At 61.8% G+C, this 24,572-nt stretch carries 33 protein-coding genes; 19 read left to right on the top strand and 14 right to left on the bottom strand.

Features of this window, described 5'->3' with window-relative positions; translation table 11 throughout:
- Nucleotides 1–11 precede the first annotated feature (11 nt).
- The 15 genes from B5477_RS07580 to B5477_RS07510 all read left to right on the top strand — a co-directional run bounded on the left by B5477_RS07580 (nucleotide 12) and on the right by B5477_RS07510 (nucleotide 11,341).
- Complete coding sequence (locus tag B5477_RS07580) at nucleotides 12–656, top strand: LysM peptidoglycan-binding domain-containing protein (RefSeq protein ID WP_079699110.1); 645 nt, start codon at nucleotides 12–14, stop codon at nucleotides 654–656.
- Nucleotides 653–1,618 carry an XkdQ/YqbQ family protein gene (locus B5477_RS07575; RefSeq protein ID WP_079699109.1) on the top strand — a complete coding sequence of 322 codons (966 nt, stop codon included), beginning with the start codon at nucleotides 653–655 and terminating at the stop codon, nucleotides 1,616–1,618. The genes B5477_RS07580 and B5477_RS07575 overlap by 4 nt, the downstream gene beginning before the upstream one ends.
- Entirely contained in the window at nucleotides 1,608–2,012 is a 405-nt protein-coding gene (locus B5477_RS07570; protein WP_242942151.1) for a DUF2577 domain-containing protein, read from the top strand. Before B5477_RS07575 ends, B5477_RS07570 begins: the two co-directional genes overlap by 11 nt.
- Entirely contained in the window at nucleotides 2,012–2,422 is a 411-nt protein-coding gene (locus B5477_RS07565) for a DUF2634 domain-containing protein (protein ID WP_143533563.1), read from the top strand. The genes B5477_RS07570 and B5477_RS07565 overlap by 1 nt, the downstream gene beginning before the upstream one ends.
- Nucleotides 2,423–3,646, top strand: coding sequence for a baseplate J/gp47 family protein (locus B5477_RS07560; RefSeq protein ID WP_079699106.1), 1,224 nt, complete (start codon nucleotides 2,423–2,425; stop codon nucleotides 3,644–3,646).
- A complete protein-coding gene (locus tag B5477_RS07555) occupies nucleotides 3,639–4,280 on the top strand; it encodes a putative phage tail protein (RefSeq protein ID WP_079699105.1) in 642 nt (213 codons plus the stop codon). The genes B5477_RS07560 and B5477_RS07555 overlap by 8 nt, the downstream gene beginning before the upstream one ends.
- Nucleotides 4,273–5,010, top strand: coding sequence for a phage tail-collar fiber domain-containing protein (locus tag B5477_RS07550; RefSeq protein WP_159448966.1), 738 nt, complete (start codon nucleotides 4,273–4,275; stop codon nucleotides 5,008–5,010). The genes B5477_RS07555 and B5477_RS07550 overlap by 8 nt, the downstream gene beginning before the upstream one ends.
- Entirely contained in the window at nucleotides 5,010–5,558 is a 549-nt protein-coding gene (locus tag B5477_RS07545; protein ID WP_079699103.1) for a four helix bundle protein, read from the top strand. The genes B5477_RS07550 and B5477_RS07545 overlap by 1 nt, the downstream gene beginning before the upstream one ends.
- Before the next feature lie 401 nt (nucleotides 5,559–5,959).
- On the top strand, nucleotides 5,960–6,988 hold the full coding sequence (locus tag B5477_RS07540; protein WP_242942150.1) for a reverse transcriptase domain-containing protein: 1,029 nt from the start codon (nucleotides 5,960–5,962) through the stop codon (nucleotides 6,986–6,988).
- The gene (locus tag B5477_RS07535; RefSeq protein WP_079699101.1) at nucleotides 6,988–8,796 is read left to right on the top strand and encodes a DUF6273 domain-containing protein; all 1,809 of its coding nucleotides are present in this window, start codon (nucleotides 6,988–6,990) and stop codon (nucleotides 8,794–8,796) included. The genes B5477_RS07540 and B5477_RS07535 overlap by 1 nt, the downstream gene beginning before the upstream one ends.
- Nucleotides 8,796–9,251: a carbohydrate-binding protein gene (locus tag B5477_RS07530; RefSeq protein ID WP_079699100.1), complete on the top strand. Its 456-nt coding sequence runs from the start codon at nucleotides 8,796–8,798 to the stop codon at nucleotides 9,249–9,251. Before B5477_RS07535 ends, B5477_RS07530 begins: the two co-directional genes overlap by 1 nt.
- Nucleotides 9,252–9,266: 15 nt before the next feature.
- Entirely contained in the window at nucleotides 9,267–9,599 is a 333-nt protein-coding gene (locus B5477_RS07525; protein WP_079699099.1) for a serine/threonine protein kinase, read from the top strand.
- 115 nt (nucleotides 9,600–9,714) lie between these two features.
- The gene (locus B5477_RS07520) at nucleotides 9,715–9,960 is read left to right on the top strand and encodes a hypothetical protein (protein ID WP_079699098.1); all 246 of its coding nucleotides are present in this window, start codon (nucleotides 9,715–9,717) and stop codon (nucleotides 9,958–9,960) included.
- A gap of 17 nt (nucleotides 9,961–9,977) precedes the next feature.
- Nucleotides 9,978–11,003 carry a hypothetical protein gene (locus tag B5477_RS07515; protein WP_079699097.1) on the top strand — a complete coding sequence of 342 codons (1,026 nt, stop codon included), beginning with the start codon at nucleotides 9,978–9,980 and terminating at the stop codon, nucleotides 11,001–11,003.
- Between the two features lie 23 nt (nucleotides 11,004–11,026).
- Nucleotides 11,027–11,341 (top strand): hypothetical protein, encoded by a 315-nt coding sequence (locus B5477_RS07510; RefSeq protein WP_079699096.1) that lies wholly within the window; start codon nucleotides 11,027–11,029, stop codon nucleotides 11,339–11,341.
- Nucleotides 11,342–11,394: 53 nt separating this feature from the next.
- On the opposite strand, the gene B5477_RS07505 is transcribed toward B5477_RS07510, so the two are convergent.
- Both B5477_RS07505 and B5477_RS07500 read right to left on the bottom strand, forming a co-directional pair.
- Nucleotides 11,395–11,787, bottom strand: coding sequence for a hypothetical protein (locus B5477_RS07505; RefSeq protein WP_079699095.1), 393 nt, complete (start codon nucleotides 11,785–11,787; stop codon nucleotides 11,395–11,397).
- Nucleotides 11,788–11,803: 16 nt separating this feature from the next.
- Nucleotides 11,804–12,070 carry a hypothetical protein gene (locus B5477_RS07500; protein WP_079699094.1) on the bottom strand — a complete coding sequence of 89 codons (267 nt, stop codon included), beginning with the start codon at nucleotides 12,068–12,070 and terminating at the stop codon, nucleotides 11,804–11,806.
- A gap of 124 nt (nucleotides 12,071–12,194) precedes the next feature.
- Here B5477_RS07500 and B5477_RS07495 point away from each other — a divergent pair, with 124 nt between their 5' ends.
- From B5477_RS07495 to B5477_RS07485, 3 genes are all read left to right on the top strand, one after another.
- Nucleotides 12,195–12,485: a helix-turn-helix domain-containing protein gene (locus B5477_RS07495; protein WP_079700423.1), complete on the top strand. Its 291-nt coding sequence runs from the start codon at nucleotides 12,195–12,197 to the stop codon at nucleotides 12,483–12,485.
- A 90-nt stretch (nucleotides 12,486–12,575) separates the two neighbouring features.
- Entirely contained in the window at nucleotides 12,576–12,824 is a 249-nt protein-coding gene (locus B5477_RS07490; protein WP_079699093.1) for a helix-turn-helix domain-containing protein, read from the top strand.
- Between the two features lie 57 nt (nucleotides 12,825–12,881).
- Nucleotides 12,882–13,922: an IS30 family transposase gene (locus tag B5477_RS07485; protein WP_079699092.1), complete on the top strand. Its 1,041-nt coding sequence runs from the start codon at nucleotides 12,882–12,884 to the stop codon at nucleotides 13,920–13,922.
- Between the two features lie 124 nt (nucleotides 13,923–14,046).
- On the opposite strand, the gene B5477_RS07480 is transcribed toward B5477_RS07485, so the two are convergent.
- On the bottom strand, nucleotides 14,047–14,757 hold the full coding sequence (locus tag B5477_RS07480; protein WP_079699091.1) for a YjjG family noncanonical pyrimidine nucleotidase: 711 nt from the start codon (nucleotides 14,755–14,757) through the stop codon (nucleotides 14,047–14,049).
- Between the two features lie 128 nt (nucleotides 14,758–14,885).
- Between B5477_RS07480 and glpK the strand changes: the two genes are divergently transcribed.
- Nucleotides 14,886–16,373, top strand: a complete 1,488-nt coding sequence (glpK, locus tag B5477_RS07475; RefSeq protein ID WP_079699090.1) for a glycerol kinase GlpK — start codon at nucleotides 14,886–14,888, stop codon at nucleotides 16,371–16,373.
- Between the two features lie 60 nt (nucleotides 16,374–16,433).
- Here glpK and B5477_RS07470 read toward each other — a convergent pair whose 3' ends face one another.
- From B5477_RS07470 to B5477_RS07420, 11 genes are read right to left on the bottom strand one after another with little or no spacing between them, the layout of a single operon-like run.
- Nucleotides 16,434–16,622, bottom strand: a complete 189-nt coding sequence (locus B5477_RS07470; RefSeq protein ID WP_079699089.1) for a hypothetical protein — start codon at nucleotides 16,620–16,622, stop codon at nucleotides 16,434–16,436.
- The gene (locus B5477_RS07465; RefSeq protein WP_341456005.1) at nucleotides 16,619–17,260 is read right to left on the bottom strand and encodes a precorrin-8X methylmutase; all 642 of its coding nucleotides are present in this window, start codon (nucleotides 17,258–17,260) and stop codon (nucleotides 16,619–16,621) included. Before B5477_RS07465 ends, B5477_RS07470 begins: the two co-directional genes overlap by 4 nt.
- A 57-nt stretch (nucleotides 17,261–17,317) precedes the next feature.
- Nucleotides 17,318–17,521, bottom strand: a complete 204-nt coding sequence (locus B5477_RS07460; protein ID WP_079699087.1) for a YdeI/OmpD-associated family protein — start codon at nucleotides 17,519–17,521, stop codon at nucleotides 17,318–17,320.
- A gap of 52 nt (nucleotides 17,522–17,573) precedes the next feature.
- Complete coding sequence (locus B5477_RS07455) at nucleotides 17,574–19,076, bottom strand: cobyric acid synthase (protein ID WP_079700422.1); 1,503 nt, start codon at nucleotides 19,074–19,076, stop codon at nucleotides 17,574–17,576.
- An 8-nt stretch (nucleotides 19,077–19,084) separates the two neighbouring features.
- A complete protein-coding gene (locus B5477_RS07450; protein ID WP_079699086.1) occupies nucleotides 19,085–20,251 on the bottom strand; it encodes an alkaline phosphatase family protein in 1,167 nt (388 codons plus the stop codon).
- On the bottom strand, nucleotides 20,248–21,303 hold the full coding sequence (cobD, locus tag B5477_RS07445; RefSeq protein WP_079699085.1) for a threonine-phosphate decarboxylase CobD: 1,056 nt from the start codon (nucleotides 21,301–21,303) through the stop codon (nucleotides 20,248–20,250). The genes B5477_RS07450 and cobD overlap by 4 nt, the downstream gene beginning before the upstream one ends.
- An 18-nt stretch (nucleotides 21,304–21,321) precedes the next feature.
- Nucleotides 21,322–22,275 carry an adenosylcobinamide-phosphate synthase CbiB gene (gene cbiB / locus B5477_RS07440; RefSeq protein ID WP_181966663.1) on the bottom strand — a complete coding sequence of 318 codons (954 nt, stop codon included), beginning with the start codon at nucleotides 22,273–22,275 and terminating at the stop codon, nucleotides 21,322–21,324.
- Nucleotides 22,272–22,883, bottom strand: coding sequence for a histidine phosphatase family protein (locus B5477_RS07435; protein WP_079699084.1), 612 nt, complete (start codon nucleotides 22,881–22,883; stop codon nucleotides 22,272–22,274). The genes cbiB and B5477_RS07435 overlap by 4 nt, the downstream gene beginning before the upstream one ends.
- Nucleotides 22,883–23,269, bottom strand: a complete 387-nt coding sequence (locus B5477_RS07430) for a bifunctional adenosylcobinamide kinase/adenosylcobinamide-phosphate guanylyltransferase (protein ID WP_079699083.1) — start codon at nucleotides 23,267–23,269, stop codon at nucleotides 22,883–22,885. The genes B5477_RS07435 and B5477_RS07430 overlap by 1 nt, the downstream gene beginning before the upstream one ends.
- Nucleotides 23,270–23,280: 11 nt before the next feature.
- Entirely contained in the window at nucleotides 23,281–24,051 is a 771-nt protein-coding gene (locus B5477_RS07425; RefSeq protein WP_242942148.1) for an adenosylcobinamide-GDP ribazoletransferase, read from the bottom strand.
- Complete coding sequence (locus B5477_RS07420; protein WP_079699082.1) at nucleotides 24,048–24,569, bottom strand: bifunctional adenosylcobinamide kinase/adenosylcobinamide-phosphate guanylyltransferase; 522 nt, start codon at nucleotides 24,567–24,569, stop codon at nucleotides 24,048–24,050. Before B5477_RS07420 ends, B5477_RS07425 begins: the two co-directional genes overlap by 4 nt.
- Nucleotides 24,570–24,572 lie beyond the last annotated feature (3 nt).

Genomic DNA, 24,572 nt, shown 5'->3' with positions numbered 1-24,572 from the left:
AGGGTGACAAGATGAGTTACACCTGCTATCTGGGCGGGGCCCTTTGGCCCACCCCAGAAAAGCTCCAGGTGAAAATCAAGGGGAAAAACAAAACCCTGGTCCTCTTGAATGAGGGCGAGGTCAATTTCCTGCGGGCCCCCGGCCTCACGGAGCTCACCGTCCCCTTTGACCTGCCCATGCTCACCGGCTCCCGGTCCCCGGACTACTACCTGGGACTGCTGGAGCGAATGAAAGCCAACAAGGAAACCACCCAATTCATGCTGGTGCGGATGTCCCCCTCTGGGGGGATGCTCTTTGACACCAACATTAAGGTGAGCGTGGAGGACTACAACATCACCGAGGACGGCAAAAAGGGCCTGGATGTGGCCGTGGATGTCAACCTCAAGCAATGGCGGGACTACGGCACAAAGACCGTGACCGTGGAGGAGCCCAAGGCAGAGAGCACCACGCCCACCGTGACGGTGGAAAAGGAGCGGGACGCCAGCACGGCCCCCACGGCCAAGACCTACACGGTCAAGGCCGGTGACAGCCTGTGGGCCATCGCCGCCAAGTATTACGGCAACGGGGCCGACTACAACAAGATTTTCAACGCAAACACGGACAAAATCAGCAATCCCAACCTCATCTATGTGGGGCAGGTGCTCACCATCCCATGACCTATGAGCTGCTGATACAACACCAGGGGACCATCATGCTGCCCCCCGTGGTGGAGAATGTGAGCATTGAGTGGGAGCGCCAAGGACAGCCGGGAAAGCTCATTGCCGAGGTGGTCAAGACACCCGGCTTGAGCTTTCAAGAGGGCGACCCGTGCCGTTTTTCCGTGGACGGCACCCCCGTCTTTTATGGCTTTGTCTTTGAGAAATCCCGCAAGGGCAGCACGGATGACATCATCCAAATCACCGTATATGACCAGCTCTACTACCTCAAGAACAAGGATACCTATGTCTACACCAACAAGACCGCCGCCGATGTGATACGCATGATTGCGGAGGACTTCCAGCTCAATGTGGGGGACCTGGAGGACACCGGCTACACCATCGGGAGCCGGGTGGAGGACAACCAGACCCTCTTTGACATCATCCAGACGGCTTTGGACGAAACCCTCAAGGCCACCTCCCAGATGTATGTGCTCTATGACGATGTGGGCAAGCTGACCCTCAAGAACATCGGCAGCATGAAATTGGGGCTTTTGATTGATGAGGACACAGCTGGGGACTTCGACTATAAAAGCTCCATCACCTCCCAGACCTATGACAAAATCAAGCTCTCCTACGAGAACAAGGACACCGGCAAGCGGGAGATTTTCGTAGCCCAGGACAGCTCCAACATCAACCAATGGGGCGTCCTGCAATACTACGAAAAACTGGACAGCACCACCAATGCCAAGGCCATGGCGGATGCCCTCCTCAGCCTCTATAACACCAAAACCCGGACCCTCAAGCTCCAGGATGTGCTGGGGGACATCCGGGTGAGGGCCGGGACCCTGCTGGTGGTCATGCTGGGGCTGGGTGACATCAATGTGTCAAACTACCTCATGGTGGAGCAGGTCAAGCACACTTTCAACAATGAGCAGCACCTCATGGAGCTCAAAATGCGAGGTGGTACATTTGTCACTTGACATCAATGAACTGGTGCGGCTGGTCAAGCGGGCCGCCGTGGAGGCCGTCCAGGCAGGCGCTCCCATGAGCGGGGGCTATGGCTATGTGACCTCCACCTCTCCGCTTGAAATCACCGTTGACCAAAAGAAGATATTGACCGAGGCCCAGCTCATCCTCACGGACGCCGTGAGGGACTACACCGTGGAGATGACCACCATGCCGGAATACCACGAAACCGAGGAAACCAGCGGCGGAGCCGGGGATGCCGCTTTTGCGCCCCACAAGCACCGCTACCAGGGCCGGAAAAAGTGGAAAGTCCACAACGCCCTCCAGATGGGGGAAAAGGTCATCCTCCTGCGGTGTGACGGCGGGCAGCAGTACATTGTCCTGGGCAGATGGGAGGCGAGGACCTAATGGCAACTTTACCGACCACGGGGGATGACCTGGACCTCATCACCTTTGCGGTGGAAACCCAGCCCAGCTACACCCACAAGCTGGACATTGACCGCAACCGGGTGAGGGGCATGACGGATGAGCGGGATGCCGTCCTCCAGGCCGTTTACCTCATTCTGAATGTGGAGCGCTATGTTTTCCCTATTTATTCCCGCAACTACGGCTCCGAGCTGTCCGATCTGATAGGCAAGCCCAAAGACTACGCCATGAGCGAGATAAAGCGGCGCATCACGGAGGCCCTGCTCCAGGATGACCGCATCACCTCTCTGGACGGCTGGGAATTTGAAACGGGCCAGAATTGGGTCACGGCCCGTTTCATCGTCCACACCATTTATGGCGATGTGAGCGCCCAAAAGGAGGTTGACATCTGAATGTTTGAAAGCAGGACCTATGAGGCGCTGCTGGCCAGCGCCCTGTCCAGGGTGGCCTCCCCGGTGGACAAGCGGGAGGGGTCCATGGTGATGAACGGCGTGGCCCCGTCCATGGCGGAGCTGGCCCAGCTTTACATTGCGGCGGACTTTGTGCTCCAGGCCACCTACATCATCACGGCCCCCCGTGAATACCTCATCAAACGGGCCCATGACCGAAACATGGACCCATACCCGGCCAGCCCCGCCGTCTATCGGGCGGAGTTTAACATTGAGGTCCCGGAGGGGACCCGTTTCTCCTGCGAGGACCTCAACTTTGTGGTCACCGCCCGCATGGACCCGGAGGAGGACACGGAAACCGGCCTCAGCTACCAGGTTACCTGTGAAACCCCCGGAGCGGCGGCCAACAACTACGGCGGCACCCTCATCCCGGTGGAGTATGTGCAGGGGCTCACCCATGCGGAGCTGGTGGAGCTGCTCATCCCTGGCGATGATGAGGAGGAAACGGAGGCTTTCCGCCAGCGGGTGCTGGACAGTTTCCAATCCCAGGCCTTTGGCGGCAACCAGGCCGACTACCGGGAGAAAGTGCTGGCCATGCCCGGCGTGGGGGACCTCAAAATCCACCCCGTCTGGAATGGCGACATTTCCCCGGCCAGCCTAATCCCGGATGAGGCCGTGGAAAGCTGGTACACCAGCACCATCTCCACGGTGAGCGGCTCTGTGGCCACCTGGCTCACAGCAGTCTACACGGCGGCCAAGGAGAAAAAGCTCACGGTGGGCGGCACGGTCAAGCTGGTCATCATGGCCTCTGACTACAAGGCCCCCACGCCCACCCTGCTGGAGGAAATCCAGACGGCCATTGACCCGGAGCAGAACGCCGGGGAGGGCCTGGGCCTGGCCCCCATCGGCCATGTGGTCCATGTGACCGGCGTGACGCCGGAGGAGGTGGACATTGCCCTCCACCTCACCTATGCCTCCGGGTGGGATTGGGATGCCGTCAAGAGCTATGTGGAGGCCGTCATTGACGCCTACTTTGTGGAGCTGTCCCAGGATTGGGCCAGCTCTGATTTTTTGACCGTCCGCATTTCCCAGATTGAAAGCCGCATCCTCTCCGAGTGCTCCAACATGATAACGGATATTGGCGGCACCAAAATCAACGGGCAGGAGAACAACCTGGCCCTGGGCCCGGACAGCATCCCCGCCAGAGGGGAGGTCACCGATGGATAGACACCTTTTGAACTACCTGCCCCCGGTGCTCCGGGAGGTGCTGGAGTTTCAAATCATCAACGGGGCCAATGAGCCGGAAATCTCCCTTGCGTGGGACGCCATCACCAGAGTGCTGGCCAACCAATTCCTTGAGGACGCCGATGAGGACGGCGTGGCCGTGTGGGAGCAAGAGCTGCGGCTCTTTCCCAAGGACACGGACACCCTGGAGGCCCGCAAGGCCCGCATCAAGGCCAAGTGGAATTTGGAATTGCCCTACACCCTGCGCTGGCTGAAAAACTGGCTGGCGGGCCTGTGCGGCCCGAACGGCCACTCTGTTTCTCTCCAGGACTACACCCTGGACATCCAGCTTGACTACACGGTCCTGCCGGAGGCGGACCGGCTGGCGGGGGAAATCCTTGACATGCTGCTGACGGTCCGCCCGGAGAACATCCACATTTTGATGACCGCCCTTTTGCAATCCACCGGCGGCGTCCGGCTGGGGGCCTACACGGAGCGCTCCCTGCACATGGACCTGTGGCCCCTGCTGACCAATGAGCTGGAGAGCACCGGCGGCGTCATCGGAGCCGGGCCTCTGGAATATCGTGCAACCCTTGAAATTTATCCATACGAACAGGAGGAAAGCGGAAATGCCTGACCAGGAAAGAAAGTACGGCACCAGGATAACCACGGCGGGGTCCACCCTCATCACCAACTGCATTTTGGCGGGGACCAAGCTGAAAATCACCCAGGCCGCCGCCGGTGACGGCGGGGGCAGCTACTACTTGCCCAGCACGGAGCAGACGGAGCTTGTGAGGGAGCTGTGGCGGGGGCCCATCGTGTCCGCCGAGCAAAACGCCTCTGTCCCCAACATGATGGATGTGAAAATCATCATTGATGACAGTGTGGGCAACTTCATTGTCCGTGAAATGGGCCTTTTTGATGAGGACGGCACCCTCATTGCCATCTGCAACACCCCGGACACGGAAAAGGTGGCCATCTCCACCGGCGTGGACGGGCGGCTCACCATGCTCATGCACATTGTTGTGGTGGACAGCTCCGTGCTGGAGTTTACCATCACCCCGTCCCTGGACACGGTGAGCCCGGAGGACCTGGAGGAGGCCATTGCCGAACACAACACAGACCCGGCCAGCCACCCGGACATCCGGCAGGACATCACGGACACCGTGGATGACCACAACACTGACGAAACCTCCCACCCGGACATCCGTGTGGACCTCAGCGGCCTGGACAGCCGCCTCTCCGTGCTGGAGCTGAAATATGGCACCAATGTCACCGGCAACAGCTTTGAGGTGACCTTTGGGACCCTCACCGGCGTGGTGGTCACCGGCGTCTGGAATGAAACCTATGCGAGGATTGAGTTTTAATGCCAAGCTATGACATCATCCCTCTTGCCTCCGATCTGCTGGACTACACCATCCAGCGGGTCAAGCAAAAAGAGGCAGAATACAAGCCGGTCAAGGCCTACATCATGGTGGGTGACCAGCTTGTGGAAAAGCTCCTCTATGACAAGGTAAAAGATGACGGAAAGCCTCACTTTCCCAAAAGCCAGACTTTCCACCTGTGCGCCGAGCTCCAGGACTGCGCCGTCCGCATCCTCAAGGGCTGTGAGGCTGCCAATGGCCGCTACTTTGAAACCGAGTATGAGGAGCGGCTCAAGGACCTGGACGGTGTGCTCATCGAGTGCCAGACCATGGAGCAGCTCATCAACCTCAGCTATGGCCGCAAGTACATCACCGGCGACCAATGCCACTATTGGGCGGAGCTGGTGCGCCCGGTCCGTCAAAAGGCTTTCAACTGGAGGAAATCAGACGGCAACCGTGCCGCCGCCCTCCGGGAGGCCAAGGCGGCCCAGGAGCTTGCCAAGATGGGGCAAATGGCCCTGCAAATTGCGGAGGCCCTGCGGCCTCAGTAAACGGATACAACGGCCACCAAGGCCGTGTATTTGGGTGTGACCTGTTTATTTACCTCTACCTCTCCGAACACGAACAACACCAACAACGCCGTCTATCTGAACTCCAACGGCAATGTCAACAACAACAACTGCAACAACTCCAACGGGTCCCGCCCCGCTCTGATGGTAAGGTCCGACCGAGTAGGCCCAAAGCCGAAAGCAGCGCCATCCATCACATCAAAGGAGGTCACATCCAGCCTTGACACCAAGGCGAATACATTGCGCCGATGCACCCCACCGCACACCGAGGCGGCGGGGTGTTGCTGGTCCTGTCCCTGCGGCACCTACACGGCGCACAAGGAGAGGGAGGCCCGCCGGGATGACAGGGGGCCGCCCGCATGTTTACAGGGGTGCAAAGACCCGTGCTGAAATTCTCTGAGATATGCACCTTTTCGGTGCTCTATAAAGCCTACCTGGCGGCCAGACGGGGCAAGCGCTCCAGAGCCGCCACCGCCAACTATGAGGTCCACTTGCTGGCCAACATCGTCAACCTTGTCTACATCCTGCAAACCAAGATTTACAGACCGGGGCTGTTCCGGGTGTTTTTTGTCTATGAGCCGAAGAAAAGGCTTGTGCAAGCCCCGGCTTTTGTTGACAAAGTGGTCCAGCACGCATTGGTGGACAACCTCATCTATGAGCGCATCACCAACGGTTTCATCCTGGATAACTACGCATCCCAGAAAGGCAAAGGGCTCCACTTTGGCCTGGACCGGCTGCGTGGATTTTTCACGGAATACTGGAACAAATACCGCACGGCGGAGGGCTGGGTCCTCAAGGCAGATGTGCGGCATTTCTTTGCGTCCATTGACCACGACAAGCTCAAGGAAAAGCTCAAAAAGCTGGACCTTGAGCCCATCGTTTTTGACCTGCTGTGTACCTACATAGACAGCACGGACGGCCTGCCGCTGGGCTACCAGACCAGCCAGCTTTTTGCCCTGCTGTTCCTGGATGAGTTTGACCACTTCGTCAAGGAAAGGCTCCACATCCGCTGGTATGGCAGGTACATGGATGACTTTTTCCTCATCCATCCGGACAAAGATTATTTGCAATTCTGCCTCAAGGAAATCCGGGCCTTTATGGCCAGCCTGGGGCTGGAGCTCAATGAGAAAACCCAGATTTTCCCCATCCGCAACGGAATTGATTTTCTGGGCTTTCACACCTATCTGACCGAGGAGGGCAAGGTCATCCGCAAGCTGCGGCACAGCAGCATCAAGCGTATGCGCTCCAAGCTCCGCCGGTGGGAGCAGGACTATCCGGCAGGCCTTGTGACCCGTGAGAAAATCCTGCAAAGCTGGCAGGCCTGGGACGCCCACGCCGCTCACGGCAACACCTGGTCCCTGCGCCAGCAGGTGCGGGACCGTGTGCAAAACATTCTAAAGGAGGAAATCTAATGGCCACAACTACCCTGGGCAACAAGTCCACCGGCAGCATTATCAAGCTGAAAGAAAACGGCACGCTGGTGGACTTCTATGTTGCCAAGCACGACTATGAAAGCAGCCTCAACGGGGCCGGGAGGACGCTGGTGGTCCGCAAGGACACCTATGATGACCGGGTGTGGGACAACGGCAATGTGAACGCCTACGCCAGCAGCGACCTGGATAGCTGGTTTAACAGCACCTACAAAAACATGCTGGACGCCGACATCCGCTCCCTCATCGGTACGACCAAAATCCGCTACACCCCCGGTAACGGCAACAACACGGTGGGCACCCTGGAGCGGGCCATCTTTGCCCTGTCCCTCACTGAGCTGGGGCAATCCCACACCTATGCCAACACGGAGGGCTCCGCCCTGCCCATTGCGTCCACCCTGCGGATTGCCTACCGCAACGGGAGCGCCACCACCCAATGGACCCGCTCTCCGAACACGAACAACACCGGCAACGCCGTCTATCTGTACTCCGGCGGCAATGTCAACGACAGCAACTGCTACTACTCCGTCGGGTCCCGCCCCGCTTTCACTCTCCCCTCCTCCCTCTATGTGAGCGATGACGGCTCTGTGTTTCAGAACACCGCCCCCTCTACGCCCGCCAGCATCTCCGTCCCCAGCAGCATTAACGGCGGCAGCACCATCACCGTGAGCTGGGGCACCTCCACGGATGCAGAGGGCAACCTTGAGGGCTACATTGTCGAGCGCCAGGTGGACGGCGGCTCCTGGTCCCAAATCTACCAGGGCACCGCCACCAGCACCACCAACACCGTGGCCTTTGGCACCAACACCGTGGCCTACCGGGTCAAGGCCTATGACGCTGCCGGACTTGAGAGCGGCTGGAAAACCAGCAGCACGGTGACGGTGACCAACAACCGGGCCCCCGGCGCTCCCGGCAGTCTGACCGTCCCCGCCGTTGTCCGTGGCGGCAGCAACCTGGCCATCTCCTGGACCGCCGCCTCTGACAGTGACGGCAACCTCAGCGGCTATGAGCTGGAGCGGCAGGTGGACGGCGGCTCCTGGACACAAATCTATAAGGGCTCCGCCCTGGCCTACACCGACACCATCACCGCCGGGTGGAACACTGTGGCCTACCGTGTGCGCTCCTATGACAGCTACAATGCCACCAGCACCTATGTGACCAGCGAAACCCGGACGGTGGACAACAACGCCATCCCGGTCATCACCAGCTCCACGACCTCCGGCACCGATCTGGGGACCAAGGAGGACGGCTTTGACCTGACCTACACCGTGACCGATGCCGACAATGACACGGTGACGGTGAAAGAGTACCTGGACGATGTACTCAAGCGGACCTACACCGCCACCCTGGGGCAGAGCAACACGGTCCAGTGTGTCACCGCCGCCAACTGGCAGAAAGTCCTCAACGGGGCCCACACCATCAAGGTGGTGGCCAATGACACCAAGGCGGACAGCACCCCCTACACCGTGACCTTTACCAAGGCCGTCTATGAGGCCTCCATCACCCTTTCGGAGCCCATGGAGGCCGATGACGCCATCACGGTCATGGTGCTCAATGTGCTGGGCTCCATCCCGGCGGATGCTGACCTGGAGGTCCTGGTGACCAACAACGCCAACGACACGGAGCCCGTCTGGGAGGACGCCACCCAGGATGTGAAGAACGGCAACAACCATGTTTTCACCAACCAGACCGCCACCAACGGCTTTGCCTTTAACTTCAAGGTCAATGTGGGCCGGGGGGCCAGCAACACTGGCGGCTACATCACCAGCATTGGAGGTGCTTTTCAGTAATGGCAGTTAAGAAAAAGACCACCAGCCTCAAAGCTCTGCATGAGGCCCAGCTCTATGAACAGCAGCGGGACGCCACCGCCATCGCCTTTGTGGTGCTGGCAGAGGCCGGGACCATTGACGCCGTGACCGCCTCTGAGCAATCCCTGCTCTTTGCGGAATGGGCGGCCAATATCAACTACACGGTGGGCCAGCTCCGGCAGTATGGCGGCAAGCTCTACCGCTGTGTGCAGGCCCACACCTCCCAGACCGGCTGGGAGCCCCCCAACGCCGCCTCCCTCTGGTCCATCACCAGCGACCCGGCGGAGGAGTGGCCGGAGTGGTCCCAGCCTTTGGGGGCCCATGACGCCTATGCCGCCGGGGCCAAGGTGAGCCACAACGGCAAGCATTGGACCTCTGACCTGGACGGCAATGTCTGGGAGCCCGGCACCTACGGCTGGACCGAGGCCAGCGAGTAAGGGAGGGCGGAGCCAATGGTTATTGAGCTTTCCGTGGGGGGCCTGCTCACCCTGCTGGGCATCCCCACGGCCATCACCTCCCTGGGGCTTTGGCTGCTCCAGCGGCGTATCAGCAAGCGGGAGGCCGTCCAGGACGCACGGGAGGCCGCCCGTGAGCAAAATGAGGTCCTGCTGATACAGAACACCAGGGCGGCCCTGGCGCTGGCTGAGGCCACCGCCGTGGCCGTCCAGCGCATCCCGGATGCACATTGCAACGGGGACATGCACGCCGCCCTTGAATACGCCCGCAAAGTCAAACATGCCCAAAAGGATTTTTTGACCGAGCAGGGCGTCAAGGCCATTTATTGAGGCCCGCCATGCGGCTGTTTTTCCTTGCCCTGCTGGGCATGGTAGAAATCCTCTGGCGGGACTGGAGAGGAGGGCATGAAAAATAGACACCTCAAAAAAGCTGCTCTGGGCCCATGTGACCATTTCCGTCCTGCTGTGCGTGGCCACCATCGTCACCAATTACCTGGGCTTTGATGTCACGGCCCTGGCTGGCCTGGCCGGGGCCTCCCTTTTAACCAACGGGGCCTGGGGCGGTTTCTATTTCTGGAAAGCAAAAAATGAAAACCGGGCCAAATATGCCCAGCGGTTTCTCAAGCAGTTTGCGGATAAGTACGGGGCGGATGTCGCTGTCCGTGTGGCGGAAATCGTACTGAAAGACTGAGTAAAGGAGCGTTTTCAATGAGTAAAATGACCGCCAAGGCCTTTGTGGACAAGGCCGTGGACATCGCCAAGAACTACAAGACCTTGTATGTGATGGGGTGCTTTGGGGCCCCCCTCACCGGCTCCAATGTGAGCCGCTACTGCAACAACCACTCCTACAACAAGAACGCCACCCGCACCGCCATGATTAAGGCGGCGGCCAACCAGAGCCCGCCTGTTTTCGGCTTTGACTGTGTGTGCCTCATCAAGGGCATCCTCTGGGGCTGGGACGGGGACGCCTCCCGGACCTACGGCGGGGCGGGCTACGCCATCAACGGGGTGCCGGACATCGGCGCTGATACCATGATTACCAAATGCACCGGGGTGAGCACTACTGGCTGGGATGATATGGTCATCGGTGAGGCCGTCTGGATGTCCGGGCATATCGGCATCTACATTGGGGACGGCCTGGCGGTGGAGTGCAGCCCCAAGTGGGAGAACAAGGTGCAAATCACCGCCGTGGGCAACATCGGCTCCAAGGCGGGCTACAACACCCGCCGGTGGACCAAGCACGGCAAGCTGCCCTATGTGGACTACACCGGAGCCTCTACCGGCGGCGGGTCCCAGGGCACCACCCAGCCCAGCAAGCCCTCTGAGGGCACCGTGGGGGCCTGTGTGGGCGACACCGTGACCTTTACCGGCAACAAGCATTATGTGAGCTCCAACGCCCTCAACGGCTCCGCCTGCAAGCCTGGCAAGGCCAAGGTCACCGCCATGGCCGGGAACGCCAAGCACCCCTACCACCTCATCAAGGTGCCCGGCGGCGGCTCCACCGTCTACGGCTGGGTGGACGCCGCTGACATCCAGGTGGAGGGCGGCATCACCGTGGGCTCCAAGGTCAAGGTCAACAAGGGGGCCAAGACCTACACCGGCGGCGGCCTGACCTCTTTCGTCTACACCAACACCTACACCGTCATCCAGGTGGACGGTGACCGGGTGGTCATCGGCCAGAATGGCGTGGTGACTACCGCCGTCAACAGCAAGGACCTCACCCTGGTGGGGTAACATAGAAAAGGGAGGATAAAATCATGGAAAGCATTTTTGACTGGTCCGTTATTCTCAGCATCGTGGGCGTCCTGGTGATTGTCACCAACATTGTGGTGCAGGTGCTCAAAAAGCTCACCTGGGACAAGCTGCCCACCAACATCCTGGCGGTGCTCATCGCCATGGCCCTCACCCTGGCGGCCTTTTTCGCCTACTGTGAAATCAAGGGCGTGGCCATCGTCTGGTACACGGTGGTGGGCGCTGTGGTCCTGGGCTTTTTCGTGGCCTATGCCGCAATGTTTGGCTTTGATAAACTGAAAGAGGCCATTGCCCAGCTTGACCAGAAAAAGACCGAATGACGCAAGAGAGCCGGAGAGGGTCACACCTCTCCGGCTCTTTTTTTTATACTCTTTTACAGGGTGTAGTCCTGGGTGGCCGCTCCGATCTGGGCAGCCAGCTCCCGGAGGGCGTTGCCGGTTTTGGGCTCTGTGTACCAGAGCGCCAACATCCGCTCTCCCTCCTGGGTGGTGTAGTGGAACACGGCAAACCATTTGACCGCCTTGCCATAGGCCGTGGTGGCCGCCGTGCCGTGATACCGGGCCATGAAATTGCGCTCCGGCATCATCTCCAGGCCTGTCACCTTTTCCAGCGGGAGGGTGGCCGCCGGGCCGTTTGTCTGCCGGAACACCAGTCCCGCCTCCGTCCGCTCCATGAAACAGGGGCCGTCCTGGGAAAAGCCCCGCAAGCCCTCATAGTGCATCATGCGGGCCCCCGCCGGGAGGTCCTTTTTCTTTCTGCCAAACATCTCAATGCCCTCCTGTTCAAGCGGCCCGCACCCAATACTTGAGGAGCTGGATGTATTCCTCAAGTGGGCGGTTTTCCGCCACCTCTGCGTTGTAAAGACTGGTCATGTACTGCATCCATGTTTTCCGGCCCTGCAACTTGATTTTACCTAAATAGCCGTGTCGAGAACGCACGGAAAGCGCCTTGTCTGCCATGCGGGTGATATTCACCGCCGGGCTCTTTCTGGCCGCCACCAGGGCGGCCTCAAGCGCATCAAGGAAACGCTTTTCATCCTCCGTGAACAATGGCACCGCCTCCTTTGCATCTCCATTGTACGGTTTCACCGCCATTGTGTCAAGTGTTGGAGCCTTAAGTGACAATGACAAGTCAAACGGGCACACTATAATTTACATTGTGGAGGTGATGCTGGTGATAGCAGAACGAATAAAAGAACTCCGGCAGGCACGGGGCTGGACCCAAGCAGACCTTGCCCGGCGGCTGAGTATAACCAGGAACGGCGTCAACTCCTGGGAGCAGGGACTTTCTACACCGTCCCCGGCATCCCTGGTGGACCTGGCCCGGCTGTTCTCTGTGTCTACGGACTACCTGCTGGGCGTGGAGCCCTTGAACACCGTGAATGTGACCGGCCTGGATGAGCGGGATGTGGCCATCCTTGCAGAGCTGGCGGACCGGCTGAGGCAACACAAGGCCGATGAATAAACAGAGGCCCGGAACAATCCGGGCCTCAAATTTTTTCTTGACATACTACACCAAAAGGTGTATATTATAAGCACAACGGAGGTGAGCACGATGGACGCCAAGAAAAACAGCAAACTGCAAAACGCCCGCCTGGCCGCCGGGCTCTCCCAATCCCAACTGGCCAGCGCCGCCGGGCTCAATGTGCGGATGCTCCAGTATTATGAGCAGGGAGCCAAGGACCTCAACGGAGCCAAGCTGGCCACGCTCTTGAAACTCTGTCTTGCCCTTGACTGCAAGCTGGGGGACATCTTGACGGATGAGGAAACGGTCAAGCTGCTGGAGCAGTACACGGCGGCATAAACGGCAGATCGGAGCGGGGCGGAAACGCCCCGCTTTTCTTATTTCTGGAGGTGCAGCATGAACCACAAGGACGCCAAGCATTTCACCTGGGACCAACGCTTGACCCTGGAGCGGATGCTCAAAAAAGGATTTACCAAGGCCGCCATTGCCAGCGCTCTGGGCAAATGTGAGCGGTCCATCTACTATGAAATCAACCGGGGCCTCTGTGTCCAGCAGACCTCCGAATATGAGTTTATTGAGGTTTACTGCCCGGAGGTGGCGGAGCGGAAATATAGGGACTTTCTCAAGGACAAAGGCAGGGACCTCAAGATTGGTAAGGACCACGCCCTGGCCCGGCGGCTGGAGGAGCTGGTCATGGTCCAGGGCTTTGCCCCCGGAGCCGCCCTTGCGGAAATCCGAAACAACGGGGAAGTCTATGACACCGTGATATGTGAGAACACGCTCTATAATTACATCTACCGTGGAGATGTGTTCCTCCACCTCACCCCGGAGCACCTGCACAACAAGGGCCGCCGCCACTACGCCGCCAAGAGCAAGCGGCAGGCTGCCCGGAGCTCCTACGGCAAGAGCATTGAAAACCGCCCCCAGGAGGTCAAGAGCCGGGGCAGTTTCGGCCATTGGGAGATGGACAGCATCATGGGGTGCAAGGGCTCCAAAAAAGCCCTGCTGGTCCTCACAGAGCGCCGGACCCGCATGGGCATTGTGATGCTCCTGGAGGACCACACGGCGGCCAGCGTGGTCAAGGCCATCAACAGCCTGGAGCGCCGTTTTGGCAAGCTGTTTTATAAGCTGTTCAAATCCATCACGGTGGACAACGGCTGTGAGTTTCAAGACTTCGAGGGCATCGAGGCCGCCCACCGGCGCAAGGGCAAGCGGACCATTGTGTTTTTCTGCCACCCATACAGCGCCTTTGAGCGGGGGTCCAATGAGAACATGAACAGACTGATTAGACGGTTTTTCCCCAAGGGCACCAGCTTTGACACCGTAAAGCCGGAGGAGGTGAGGGCGGCAGAGAGGTGGGTGAACAACTACCCCCGCAAGCTGCTGGGGTGGAAATCGGCGGCCATGCTCTTTGAGAAAGAGCTCCTGTCCGCTTGACGGCGCATAAAGCAAGCCAGCCGAATGGGCTTGACCCCATCCGGCTGGCTTGCCATGTTGTTTTGTTGTGAAATCGCCCAATAAGGGCACTTTTTATTTGTGCTGATTGCCGTTTTTTCTTGACTTATGCAAATTTCTCTTGACTTTTAGCATCCAGCACAATGGGGACGAATTCCTCAATCGCATGGATCTGGTAAGTCACCGGCAGTCCCGGGGCCCGGTGCCTCCCAAAATTCAGCCAGCAGGTGGCGATGCCATAATCCACCCCGCCCCTCATGTCCGAGGTCAGCGAATCTCCCAATATGATCACCCGCTCGCGCGGCGGGCGGCCGAGCCTCGCAAACACCCTGTCAAAATAGGCGGCCTGGGGCTTTTGCGCGCCCAGGTCCTCTGAAACGAAGAGGTCGTGGATAAAGGGGGCGATGGACGAGCGCCTCAGGCGCCCGCGCTGCACCCAGGACACCCCGTTGGTGGCAAGGCACAGGCGGCAGCAGCCATGCAGCCGCTCGCAGAGCTCCTGCGCGCCCGGCAGCAGGAACGCCCCCTTTTTGAGCTCATCGAGATACTCTTCATTAAAGCGCCGCGGCTCTTCGCCGATCCCCATCTCTTCAAAATAGAGGGAGAAGCGTAGCCGCAGCAGCTCCTCTTTTTGCAGCTCCCCGCGCTCGAAGCGCCGCCAGAGCCCCTCGTTGATCTCCCGGTAGGCGGCGAGGTGCCGTTCCCCGGGCACAATCCCCCTTGCACGCAGCGCGGCAAACAGCGCCTCCCGCTCGGCGCGCTCGAAGTCGAACAAGGTCCCGTCCGCATCCAGCAGCAAAATGTCGTATCGTGGCATCCAAATTTCCCCCCTAAATGTCTTTTATTATATCACAGGAAGCGCGAATTTGCTTTCAACAGGCCGGATTTTATTGTATAATGGCTATAAATTGGCTATTATGCAATTGATTTGTGGGAGGAAGGGCTTTGAAAAAATATGTCGTTGCCCTGGACCAGGGCACTACCAGCTCGCGGGCAATCGTCTTCGATAAGCAGCAGCATATCGTCGGGGTCGCCCAGAAGGAATTCATGCAGCTCTATCCCAAGGCCGGATACGTCGAGCACGACCCGATGGAGATCTACGCCTCCCAATACGGGGTGCTCATGGAGGTGCTCGCCGGCAGCGGGATCGAGCCGCAGGAGATTGCCGCCATCGGGATCACCAACCAGCGCGAGACCACCATCCTGTGGGACCGCAAAACCGGGCGCCCGGTCTATAACGCCATCGTCTGGCAGTGCCGGCGCACCGCGGCGATCTGCGAGGAGCTGAAAGCGCAGGGCCTCGGCGGTTATGTGCAGGAGACCACCGGCCTGGTGATCGACGCCTATTTCTCCGCCACCAAGATCAAATGGATTCTCGACAACGTCCCCGGCGCGCGGGAAAAGGCGCGCCAGGGCGAGCTGCTCTTCGGCACGGTGGACAGCTGGCTGATCTACAAGCTCACCGGCGGCAAGGTACATATCACCGACTACACCAACGCCTCGCGCACCATGCTCTACGACATCAACAAGCTCTGCTGGGACCGGCGGCTGCTCGACGTTTTGGACATCCCCGCCTGTATCTTGCCCGAGGTGCGCCCCTCGAGCGAGGTCTACGGCACGGTGAACATCTCGGGTGTGGAAATCCCCATCGCCGGGATCGCCGGGGACCAGCAGGCCGCCCTGTTCGGTCAGACCTGCTTCGAGGAAGGGGAATGTAAAAACACCTACGGCACCGGCTGCTTCCTATTGATGAACACGGGGCATAAGCCCTGCCAAAGCCGGCACGGGCTGGTTTCCACCATCGCCGCCAGCGTCTCGGGCGAGGTGCAGTACGCGGTGGAGGGCAGCGTCTTCGTCGGGGGCGCGGTGATCCAGTGGCTACGCGACGAGCTGAGGCTGATCACCGATTCGGCCGATTCGGAATACTTCGGCGGCAAGGTCAGGGACAACGGCGGGGTCTACATCGTCCCGGCCTTCACGGGGCTGGGCGCGCCGCACTGGGATATGTACGCGCGCGGGGCGATTTTCGGGCTGACCCGCGGGGCCGGGCGGGACCACATCGTGCGCGCGGCGCTCGAGTCGATCGCCTACCAGTCCAAGGACGTGCTCGACGCCATCGAGGCGGACACCGGGATCGCAGTGCGCGAGCTGCGCGTCGACGGCGGGGCGAGCGTCAACAACCTGCTCATGCAGTTCCAATCCGACATTCTGGACAGGCCCGTCTGCCGCCCGAAGGTGCGGGAGACCACCGCCCTGGGGGCCTCATATCTCGCCGGGCTGGCGGTCGGCTTCTGGAAGGACCTCGAAGAAATCCGCGCCCAATGGGCTCCCGAGCGGGTCTACACCCCCGGCATGCCCGCCGAAACCCGGCAGCGGCTCATGCGCGGCTGGAGCAAGGCGGTCAGCCGGGCAAAGGACTGGGAGGAAGAATAGCTTCGCTTAACGCTTGGTCGTAAAAGGACCGGGAGGGGGATATCCCCCTCCCGGTCCTTTTTATTTAAGTGCATCCCCGGGGTATATCCTCACCGGCGACAGAAAGCTCATGAGCGCGTCCCCGGCCAGCAGCCTTTCCAGCTTGTGCAGACTCCCCGGCAGGCCGGTGTCCACCGGCACCGAGCCCCGCCCGCCCAGGAGCAGGCAGCAGTTCACCGTCCCGCAGCGGATGGCTCTGACCCGGGTCATGGGCGCTCCCTTGCCTGATAGAGCAGCGCGTTGCAGATGGCGGCCGCCACGTTGCTGCCCCCCTTGCGCCCGCGCGCGACGATCTGCGGCACCGGGAGCGAGAGCAGCAGCTCCTTGGACTGGACCACGTTGACAAACCCGACCGGCACCCCAATGACCAGCTCGGGGCGCACCTTACCCTCCCCGATCAGCTCGCAGAGCCTGACCAGGGCGGTGGGGGCATTGCCGATGGCAAAGATCAGCGGGCGGCAAAGCCCCGCCGCCTTGTCCATGCAGGCGCTCGCGCGGGTGGTGCCCGCCCGCCCCGCCGCCTCCCGGATGTCCGGGTCGCTCATGAAGCAGAAGACCTCCCCCCCGCAGCGCGCGAGGGCCTGCTTGTTAACCCCCGCCTTTGCCATCTGGGTATCGGTCACGATGGATGCGCCGCTTCGCAGCGCAGCGATCCCCCGCTCGACGGCTTCCCTCGAAAAGACGAGGTTTTCGGCGTAGTCGAAGTCCGCCGTGGTGTGGATGACGCGCTGTACCACCGAACGCTCGATCCCCTGCGGCAGCCGGGGCCCGGCCTCCCGCTCAATGATTTCAAAGCTGCGCCGCTCGATGTCGCCGGGGGCTACATGCTCCAGTTTGATGTCCACAATCCGTCAGCACTCCTGTCTATGCACACGGCCCTGCCCGGGGCCGTGTATAGAAATTTTTCAGCTCAACATGCCGCCCTTGGGCAGGGAATCGACATAGGCCTGCATCTCCTCCTTGGAGGAAATGGTGTGGGTATAGTTGATAACCGCCTGCTTTTGCGCGGGGGTCAGCGAGGCGAAGAAGTTCATCGCCTCGATGTTCTGTGCCAGGGCCATGCCCAGTCCCATCGGGATTTCGGGGGCGTTGGTAAAGTTTTTCTCCATAGGTATCATCCTTCCTTTCGGTGGTATTCTTGCCGCCGAAGGAAGCGTTTAGTCAGATCCCCGCCTCGATGATCCGGTAGATTTCGTCCATCCTTACATTTTCCCGGATCTCCTGTGCAAGCAGGTCGTACTGCTGTTGGCGGTAGCGCTGCGGGTCGAAGTCCGCAAAGTCCCCCGCCTGCAATCCCTTACGCGCACACAGGCAGCCGATCAGCGCCTCGATCGCCTGGGCGCTGTCAAAAATCCCGTGCAGGTAGCTGCCGTAGACGTTTCCCCGGCAGCAGCCGTCCGGCTTTTTCTGCTCCTGTCCCAGCAGGGAAATCTCGCAGAGCGCCCCATCCGCAAGGAGAGTGGTTTCCCCCATGTGGATTTCGTAGCCCTCGACTTCCTTGCCGCCGAGATCAGCCAGCGCGCCGGGCAGCGGCAAAAACCGTCCGGACGCGCGGGTGCGGGTCTTCTCCCCGGTGAAGACGGTCTCCACCGGAAGCAGGCCCATCCCCGCGAGGGCGCCGCCGTGCTCAATCCCCTGCGGGTCGCGCAGTGTTTGGCCGAGCATCTGGTACCCGCCGCAGATGCCGAAGACGATCCCGCCCGCTGCCGCGTACTTCTTGATTTGTGCCTCCAGCCCGCACTGGCGCAGCCAGAGCAGGTCGTCCATGGTGTTCTTGCTCCCCGGCAAAAAGAGGATGTCCGGGCTCCCGAACTCCCGCGGCGAGGAAAGGTAGCGCACCGAAACCCCGGGCAGGCTGGACAGGAGATTAAAATCGGTGAAGTTCGAGATGCGCGGCAGCCTAATTACGGCGATGTCGATCGCACCGGCTTTCCCCCGCGAAAAACGCTCGGAGAGGCTGTCCTCGTCGTCGATGTCCACCTGCAAATAGGGGATCACCCCCTGCACCGGCACCCCGGCGCGCGCTTCGAGCATGCGCAGCCCCGGCTCCAGGATCGCCCGGTCGCCCCGGAATTTGTTGATCAGCAACCCCTTGACAAGGCTGCGCTCATCCTCCTTTAGCAGGAGCAGCGTCCCGTAGAGCGAGGCGAACACCCCGCCGCGGTCGATGTCTCCGCAGAGCAGCACCGGGGCCCCGGCCATTTTGGCCATCCCCATGTTGACGATGTCGTGCTCGCGCAGGTTGATTTCCGCCGGGCTGCCCGCCCCTTCGAGGACGATGACATCGTACTCGGCCTCGAGCTTTTCATAGGCGCGCTTGATGTGCGGCACGAGCTCTGTCTTGCGGCGGTAGTACTCCTGCGCCGGCATGACGCCCCACACCTCGCCGTCCACAATCACCTGTGAGCCGGTGTCGCTCTGGGGTTTTAACAGGATCGGGTTCATCGCAACGTCCGGCTCGATCCCGGCCGCCTCGGCCTGCACCACCTGGGCGCGGCCCATCTCCAGGCCCTCGCGGGTGATAAAGGAGTTGAGCGCCATGTTCTGGGACTTGAAGGGGGCGACGCGGTAGCCGTCCTGCCGCAAAATCCGGCAGAGCCCCGCTGCAATCAGGCTCTTGCCCGCGTTGCTGGCCGTGCCCTGGATCATAATCGCTTTTGCCATTTGGATCATCATTCCTCTCTGGACGTTTCGTCGTGCGCGATTGACGCCGGCGGCAAAGTTTCTCCTCTCAGCAGGCCGACCGCCGCCGTCCCCGGCAGAGTGCCGAGATCCCCGCGGCGGTGGGGCGAGCGAAGCCAGAAGGGCTGCGCCCCCCGCTCATGGCGGCCGGTCTGGGAATTGGTTCCGTGATCCCCACAGACCAGCAGGCTGTCCTCCGCTCCCAACGCGGCGTACAGCGGGGCGAGGAGCTCCCGCTCAACCCGGGACAGAAACCGCGCCTTTCCCACCGGGTCGCGGCGGTGCGCGCACTCGTCGGCACCGTTGAGATGGAGCAGCAGGAAGTCATGATCCCACATATTTCGCGCGGCGCGCAGCTTTCCCGCAAGGTCGGTGTCCCAGTCGGCCGTGGCGCCGGGGAGGGAGGGGCAATCGATCTCCATCGCCGCACAAATTCCCCGCACAATCCCCGCCGCGCAGACGCCGCCCGCCCGCAGCCCGTGCAGTTCCATAAACGCCGGCAGCCGCCCCTTCATAGCCCCGCCCCAGGGCAGCAGGAGGTAACGCCTGTCCTCCCGCGCGAGAGGTGCGAGGAGCTCGCCGCTTTTTCGGATCAGGCCGCGCAGGAGCGCCGCCTCTTCCCCTCCCCTTGGCAGCAGCGCCGCCAGCGGCTTCCCGAGATTCTGATGCGGCGGCGGAAGGCTCAGCCGCCCCATCCATCCGGCGCGCCCCGGCAGGCAGACCAGCCCCCGGTAGTCCCCGGCGGGGAAGTAGGAGCAGCCGCCTGCTTCGAGCGCGCGCAGCAGCCGCGCGGCCTCGCTAAGCCCGTCGGAATCCAGGCCCGCGCCCACCGCGGAAAGAAGCTCGCCGCTCGCTGACACGGCCGCGAGGCTCACGCGCAGCCAGAGGTCCCCCTCCCGCACCGGCAACCCGAGCGCCATCGCTTCAAGGCAGGCGCGCCCATCGGGAATCCGCTGCGCTTCCACGCCCAACAACGTAAGGATGCACCCCATGCTGTCCGGTTCCCGCCCCGGAGGACAGGTGTCAAAGAAGCCGTGGGCTCCGTGGGCTCGCATGTCGCGAAGGGTTGCGCTCCCGGCCACCTGCAGCGGCGTTTTATAGCCGAGCTGCGGGGCCGGCACGTCGCAGAGCCCGTCGAGGATCAGTAAAACTTTCATCGCACGCAGTCCCGCAGCGCTGCCAGCAGCAAGCTGTTTTCCCTTCTCGTGCGCACCGCGACCCGGTAGTAGCGCCCATCCAGCCCGGGATAGTTTTTGCAGCTGCGGATCAGGATGTTTTCCCGCTCCAACTTCCCGCGCAGGCCGGCAACCGGCGAGCGAAAGAAGATATAGTTTGCCCGCGAGCCCATCACCCCGAACCCCAACGCAAGGAGCCCCCGGCACAAATATTCCCGCTCGCTCCGGATCAACGCGGCGCTCTCCTTTAAATATTCGTGTTCCCGCAGCGCCTGGACCCCTGCCAGCTGGGCGGGTACCGAAACGCTCCAGGGCTGGCCGCATTCGGCCATGCGCTCCAGCAGCGCGCCGTCGGAGCACAGGCAGTAGCCCAGCCGCAGCCCGGCCATGGCATAGATTTTGGTGAAGGCGCGCAGGATCAACAGATGCCGGCTTTCCCCGAGCTGCGCGCGCAGAGTGTGCCGTCCGGGCTCGTCGAGGAAATCAACGAAGCATTCGTCGGCCACGAGCAGAATCCCGTTTTGCCCGCAGCGCAGAAGGATTTCCTCCATCAGCCCGGGGTCCGCCACCTGCCCGGTGGGGTTGTTGGGGTTGCAGAGGAATACGAGGTCAAGCCCCGGCGTCAGCCGCTCCAAAATCGTTTCGGTCAGGCAAAACTCGTCCGCCTCTTTGAGGTAGTGGCGCTCCACCTCGCAGCCAACGGCGCGCAGGGCTTGCTCATACTCGGCGAAGGTGGGCGCCAGGATCAGCGCCCGATGGGGACGCAGCGCCTGGCAGAGGCGGAAAATAAGGTCCGCCGCCCCGTTGCCGCAGAGCACCATTTCTTTCGGCACGCCCTCGTGCGCCGCGATGGCGGCGCAAAGCTCCCGGCAGAGCGGGTCGGGGTAGCACGCGCATGCGTCCGCCGATTCGGCCAGCACCCGCCTGACCCCTTCGGGCAGCCCCAGGGGATTGAGGTTGGCGGAAAAATCGAGGATTTCCCCTTGCATGCGCGCGCGCGCCGAGTAAATATCCCCTCCGTGTATCAGCTCCATTGGGATCGCCGCCTCCTTTTATAATGCCAGCCGCCAAAGGCCCAGCAGAATTAGCGCGAGGGCCGAAGCCACCCACATCAGCCGGTTGGCCGCCGCGATGTCTTGAGGGTCGATGGGGCGGGTATCGTCCCCCAGAGAGGACTTGTGGTGCACCACTCCGAAGTAGGTGGCATCCCCGCCCAGGCACACCCCCAGCGCCCCGGCACAGGCGGCCTCGGTCTGGGCGCTGTTGGGGCTGGGGTGCTTTCGGCGGTCCCGCCGCCAGATACGATAAGCACCGCGTCCGTCGAGCCCCAGTAAAAAGGCCGCCGCGACCATCAGCAGCGCGCAAAGCCGCGACGGAATGAAATTGCACAGGTCGTCGAAATGCGCCGCGAAGCGCCCGAAATAGAGGTAACGCTCATTTTTGTAGCCGATCATCGAGTCCAGGGTGTTGACCGCCTTGTAGAAAAGGCCGAGCGGCGCGCCGCCCAGCAACAAAAAGAAGAGCGGCGCGACGACGCCGTCCGACGCGTTTTCCGCCACCGTTTCGACCGCCGCGCGGGCCACCCCCGCCTCATCGAGGGTTTCGGTCTCCCGCCCGACGATCATCGAAACCGCCGCGCGCGCGCCCGGCAGGTCGCCCTCCCGCAGCCGCCGGCAGACGCACATGCTCTCCTCACAGAGCGAACGCGCCGCGAGCAGCTGGAAGCAAAGTACACCCGCCACGACCAGGTAAAGGTACCGATTGATCCAAAGGCAGAACCAGAGCGCCCCGCCGGCACAGATGGAGGGCAGCAGCGTCACGCAGAGCGTCAGCACGAGCCCCGCGCCGTATTCCCCGCGCGGGGTCTTCGGAAAGAGGCGGCGCAGCGCGCCCTCGCCCCATGCGATCATCCTCCCCAGCCCGCGCACCACATGGGGCATCCCGCGCGGGTCGCCCAGCAAGAGGTCGAGCAGAAAGCCGATGAGCACCGGCAGCAGGATATTCAAACCGCGTCCCTCCCCTGTAGTTTCCCGATCAGCTCCAGCTTGCGCGCTTCCCGCCAGAGCCGCGGCTCAAAGCGCAAAAGGTATCCCTCCCCGTTTCGGAGCTGCCAATCATAGAAGTCCTTTTGCGGCAGCGCGAAGGCTTCCATCAGCGCCATGATGACCCCGCCGTGCAGCACCAGTGCCACATCCTCTTGCGGCGGTTCGCGCTCCACCAGGCGGACAAAGGCCTCCCGGCAACGCTTACAAAACGCCGCGCGCCCCTCGCCGCCGGGAAAGGCGGCGTGCCCGCCGCTCTCCAGCCACTGCCGGTAGCCTGGCCGGTCCTTTAGCTCCTCATAGGTCTTCCCTTCGTACTCCCCGAAGTCGCATTCGCGCAGCCCGTCCACCACGAGCGGCCGAAGCCCCGGATAGATCAGCCCCGCCGTCTCGGCGGTGCGCCGCAGCGGGGTGCAGTAGACCCTGGCGGCGGGCGGATAACACCCTTCCCGGCAGCGGGAGAGAATCTCCTGGCGGCCCTGCGCGCAGAGCGGCTCGTCGCTGCGCCCGACGTAGGCGCCGCGCAGGTTCCCCGCCGTGCGGCCATGCCGGATCAGGGCAAGGCCGCCCATCACGCCTCCCCCTTGATGGTTTGCGCGATCCCGCAGAAGACCCGTTCCACCCGCCCGGCGCGCGCGGCCAGCGTGCGGCAGAGCCGCCCGGTCTCCTCCCGCCAGCGCCGCTCGAAGGGGTCTATAGGCACAATCCCGCAGCCGATCTCGTCACAGATTAAGACAATATCCGGGTTTCCCTCAACCAGGCGAAGGATCAGCACGGCGGGGTCCAGCCCCGCCAGCAGCGCCCGGCGCACCAGCAGGTGCAGCCGGTCCAGCGCCGCCGCCCGGGAAGGGAGCAGCGGGCAGCGCTCCCCGTCGAGCAGCTCGCTCCCGGCGATCCGGTAGGCGGTCTTGACATAGGCGCGTTTCCCCTGTGCCGCGCCGCCGATGATCAGCTTCATAGGCTCTCCTTTTAAACGATTAGATTTAGTAATACCAAAGCCGCGAGCTCCATCAGCTCGCACATCTGCAAAAACCAGCCCGCCAGGTCCCCGGTGATCCCGCCGAATTGGCGGTAGGACATGCGGCGGTAGCAAAGAAAGATGGCCAGCGCCGCCAGCAGGCAGATGGCGCCGTAAAGGGGGCTGCACCAAAGCATTCCCGCCGCGGTCAGAATGAGCAGCGCCGAGAGGATGGCCCCCGCGTTTCGCCGCGCGGCGCCGCTTTGAAAGGCGTGCACCAGCCCGCTGTCCTTGGCGCAGCGAAAGGCGACCACCGACAGCCCGCTCAAAATTCGCGAAAGCAAAAAGAGAAAGCATAGCTCCACCAGGCCCGCCGTATGGCGGTACAATTCGCCATACAGGCCGAAACAGACGAGCAGCCAGAGCGCGCACCCCATCACCCCGAAGGCGCCGATGTGCGGGTCCTTGAGGATCGAGAGCTTTTTCTCCCGCTCCCCATGGGAGGAGAGCGCGTCCACCGTGTCGCAAAAACCGTCGAGATGGATTCCTCCCGTTACCAGCACCGGCAGCGCGGCGGCGACGGCGGCGTAGAGCAGAACTCCCGCATCGATGGATCGGGCGAGCAGGAACCAGCCGTATTCCAGCCCGCCGAGCAGCGCGCCGACCAGCGGGAAGGCGCACATCACATAGCGCAGGTTGCGTTCCTTCCACTCCACATGCGGCATGGGCAGGGCGCTGTACATCGAAAAGGCCACCGCAATGGTCTCAAAAAATGCCTTCAAATTCCCGCCCCCTTGTGGATCAGCACAATCCCGCAGACGACCTCGGCCACAAAATCGCAGAGTGAAGCCGCATAGCGGTTGATTTCTCCCAGAAGGTGCTGGTAGCGCCTTGTCTCAGGGTCACGCTCGCCGGCGCCGAACACCTCGTTCGAGACGATGACGAGATTGTTCGCCGTCCCCGAGAGCCTTCGCAGCCCCGTGCAGACCGCCTCCAGGACCCCATCCCCGGAGCCCCCGGGGGCGTAGAGCTCGTTGGCGGCCAGGTTTCCCAGGCACTCGAGCAGCACGCTGCTTCCGGCGGGGATTATAAGGCTCTGCAGCCCCACCGGGCACTCGAGGGTGGAAAAACCCTTCCCCGCGCGCTGGCGGCGGTGGCGCAACACCCGCGCGCGGCACTCGCCGTCCTGGGCGAGCATGGTCGCCAGATACAGCTTTTCCCCTTCACAAAGCGAGCAGAGCAGCCCCTCGGCATACTCCGACTTGCCGCTGGCAGCGCCCCCGGTGATCAGTGCCGTCATCCC

This window comes from Provencibacterium massiliense (genome assembly GCF_900169495.1).
GTDB classification, from domain to species: Bacteria; Bacillota; Clostridia; order Oscillospirales; family Ruminococcaceae; genus Harryflintia; species Harryflintia acetispora.
This window is presented reverse-complemented; position numbering and strand designations above follow the sequence as displayed.

Excerpts from the sequence above, each read along its gene's own strand:
- B5477_RS07480 (WP_079699091.1), bottom strand. The coding sequence starts at position 14,757 with ATGCCACGATACGACATTTTGCTGCTGGATGCGGACGGGACCTTGTTC.
- B5477_RS07435 (WP_079699084.1), bottom strand. The coding sequence starts at position 22,883 with ATGGGCGGCCTTGCCCTGATCCGGCATGGCCGCACGGCGGGGAACCTG.
- B5477_RS07535 (WP_079699101.1), top strand. The coding sequence starts at position 6,988 with ATGGCCACAACTACCCTGGGCAACAAGTCCACCGGCAGCATTATCAAG.
- B5477_RS07550 (WP_159448966.1), top strand. The coding sequence starts at position 4,273 with ATGCCTGACCAGGAAAGAAAGTACGGCACCAGGATAACCACGGCGGGG.
- cobD (WP_079699085.1), bottom strand. The coding sequence starts at position 21,303 with ATGGAGCTGATACACGGAGGGGATATTTACTCGGCGCGCGCGCGCATG.
- B5477_RS07530 (WP_079699100.1), top strand. The coding sequence starts at position 8,796 with ATGGCAGTTAAGAAAAAGACCACCAGCCTCAAAGCTCTGCATGAGGCC.
- B5477_RS07485 (WP_079699092.1), top strand. The coding sequence starts at position 12,882 with ATGAACCACAAGGACGCCAAGCATTTCACCTGGGACCAACGCTTGACC.
- B5477_RS07545 (WP_079699103.1), top strand. The coding sequence starts at position 5,010 with ATGCCAAGCTATGACATCATCCCTCTTGCCTCCGATCTGCTGGACTAC.
- B5477_RS07450 (WP_079699086.1), bottom strand. The coding sequence starts at position 20,251 with ATGAAAGTTTTACTGATCCTCGACGGGCTCTGCGACGTGCCGGCCCCG.
- B5477_RS07515 (WP_079699097.1), top strand. The coding sequence starts at position 9,978 with ATGAGTAAAATGACCGCCAAGGCCTTTGTGGACAAGGCCGTGGACATC.
- B5477_RS07455 (WP_079700422.1), bottom strand. The coding sequence starts at position 19,076 with ATGGCAAAAGCGATTATGATCCAGGGCACGGCCAGCAACGCGGGCAAG.
- B5477_RS07555 (WP_079699105.1), top strand. The coding sequence starts at position 3,639 with ATGGATAGACACCTTTTGAACTACCTGCCCCCGGTGCTCCGGGAGGTG.
- B5477_RS07490 (WP_079699093.1), top strand. The coding sequence starts at position 12,576 with ATGGACGCCAAGAAAAACAGCAAACTGCAAAACGCCCGCCTGGCCGCC.
- B5477_RS07525 (WP_079699099.1), top strand. The coding sequence starts at position 9,267 with ATGGTTATTGAGCTTTCCGTGGGGGGCCTGCTCACCCTGCTGGGCATC.
- B5477_RS07470 (WP_079699089.1), bottom strand. The coding sequence starts at position 16,622 with ATGACCCGGGTCAGAGCCATCCGCTGCGGGACGGTGAACTGCTGCCTG.
- B5477_RS07565 (WP_143533563.1), top strand. The coding sequence starts at position 2,012 with ATGGCAACTTTACCGACCACGGGGGATGACCTGGACCTCATCACCTTT.
- B5477_RS07560 (WP_079699106.1), top strand. The coding sequence starts at position 2,423 with ATGTTTGAAAGCAGGACCTATGAGGCGCTGCTGGCCAGCGCCCTGTCC.
- B5477_RS07505 (WP_079699095.1), bottom strand. The coding sequence starts at position 11,787 with ATGTTTGGCAGAAAGAAAAAGGACCTCCCGGCGGGGGCCCGCATGATG.
- B5477_RS07575 (WP_079699109.1), top strand. The coding sequence starts at position 653 with ATGACCTATGAGCTGCTGATACAACACCAGGGGACCATCATGCTGCCC.
- B5477_RS07460 (WP_079699087.1), bottom strand. The coding sequence starts at position 17,521 with ATGGAGAAAAACTTTACCAACGCCCCCGAAATCCCGATGGGACTGGGC.
- B5477_RS07580 (WP_079699110.1), top strand. The coding sequence starts at position 12 with ATGAGTTACACCTGCTATCTGGGCGGGGCCCTTTGGCCCACCCCAGAA.
- B5477_RS07510 (WP_079699096.1), top strand. The coding sequence starts at position 11,027 with ATGGAAAGCATTTTTGACTGGTCCGTTATTCTCAGCATCGTGGGCGTC.
- B5477_RS07430 (WP_079699083.1), bottom strand. The coding sequence starts at position 23,269 with ATGAAGCTGATCATCGGCGGCGCGGCACAGGGGAAACGCGCCTATGTC.
- B5477_RS07420 (WP_079699082.1), bottom strand. The coding sequence starts at position 24,569 with ATGACGGCACTGATCACCGGGGGCGCTGCCAGCGGCAAGTCGGAGTAT.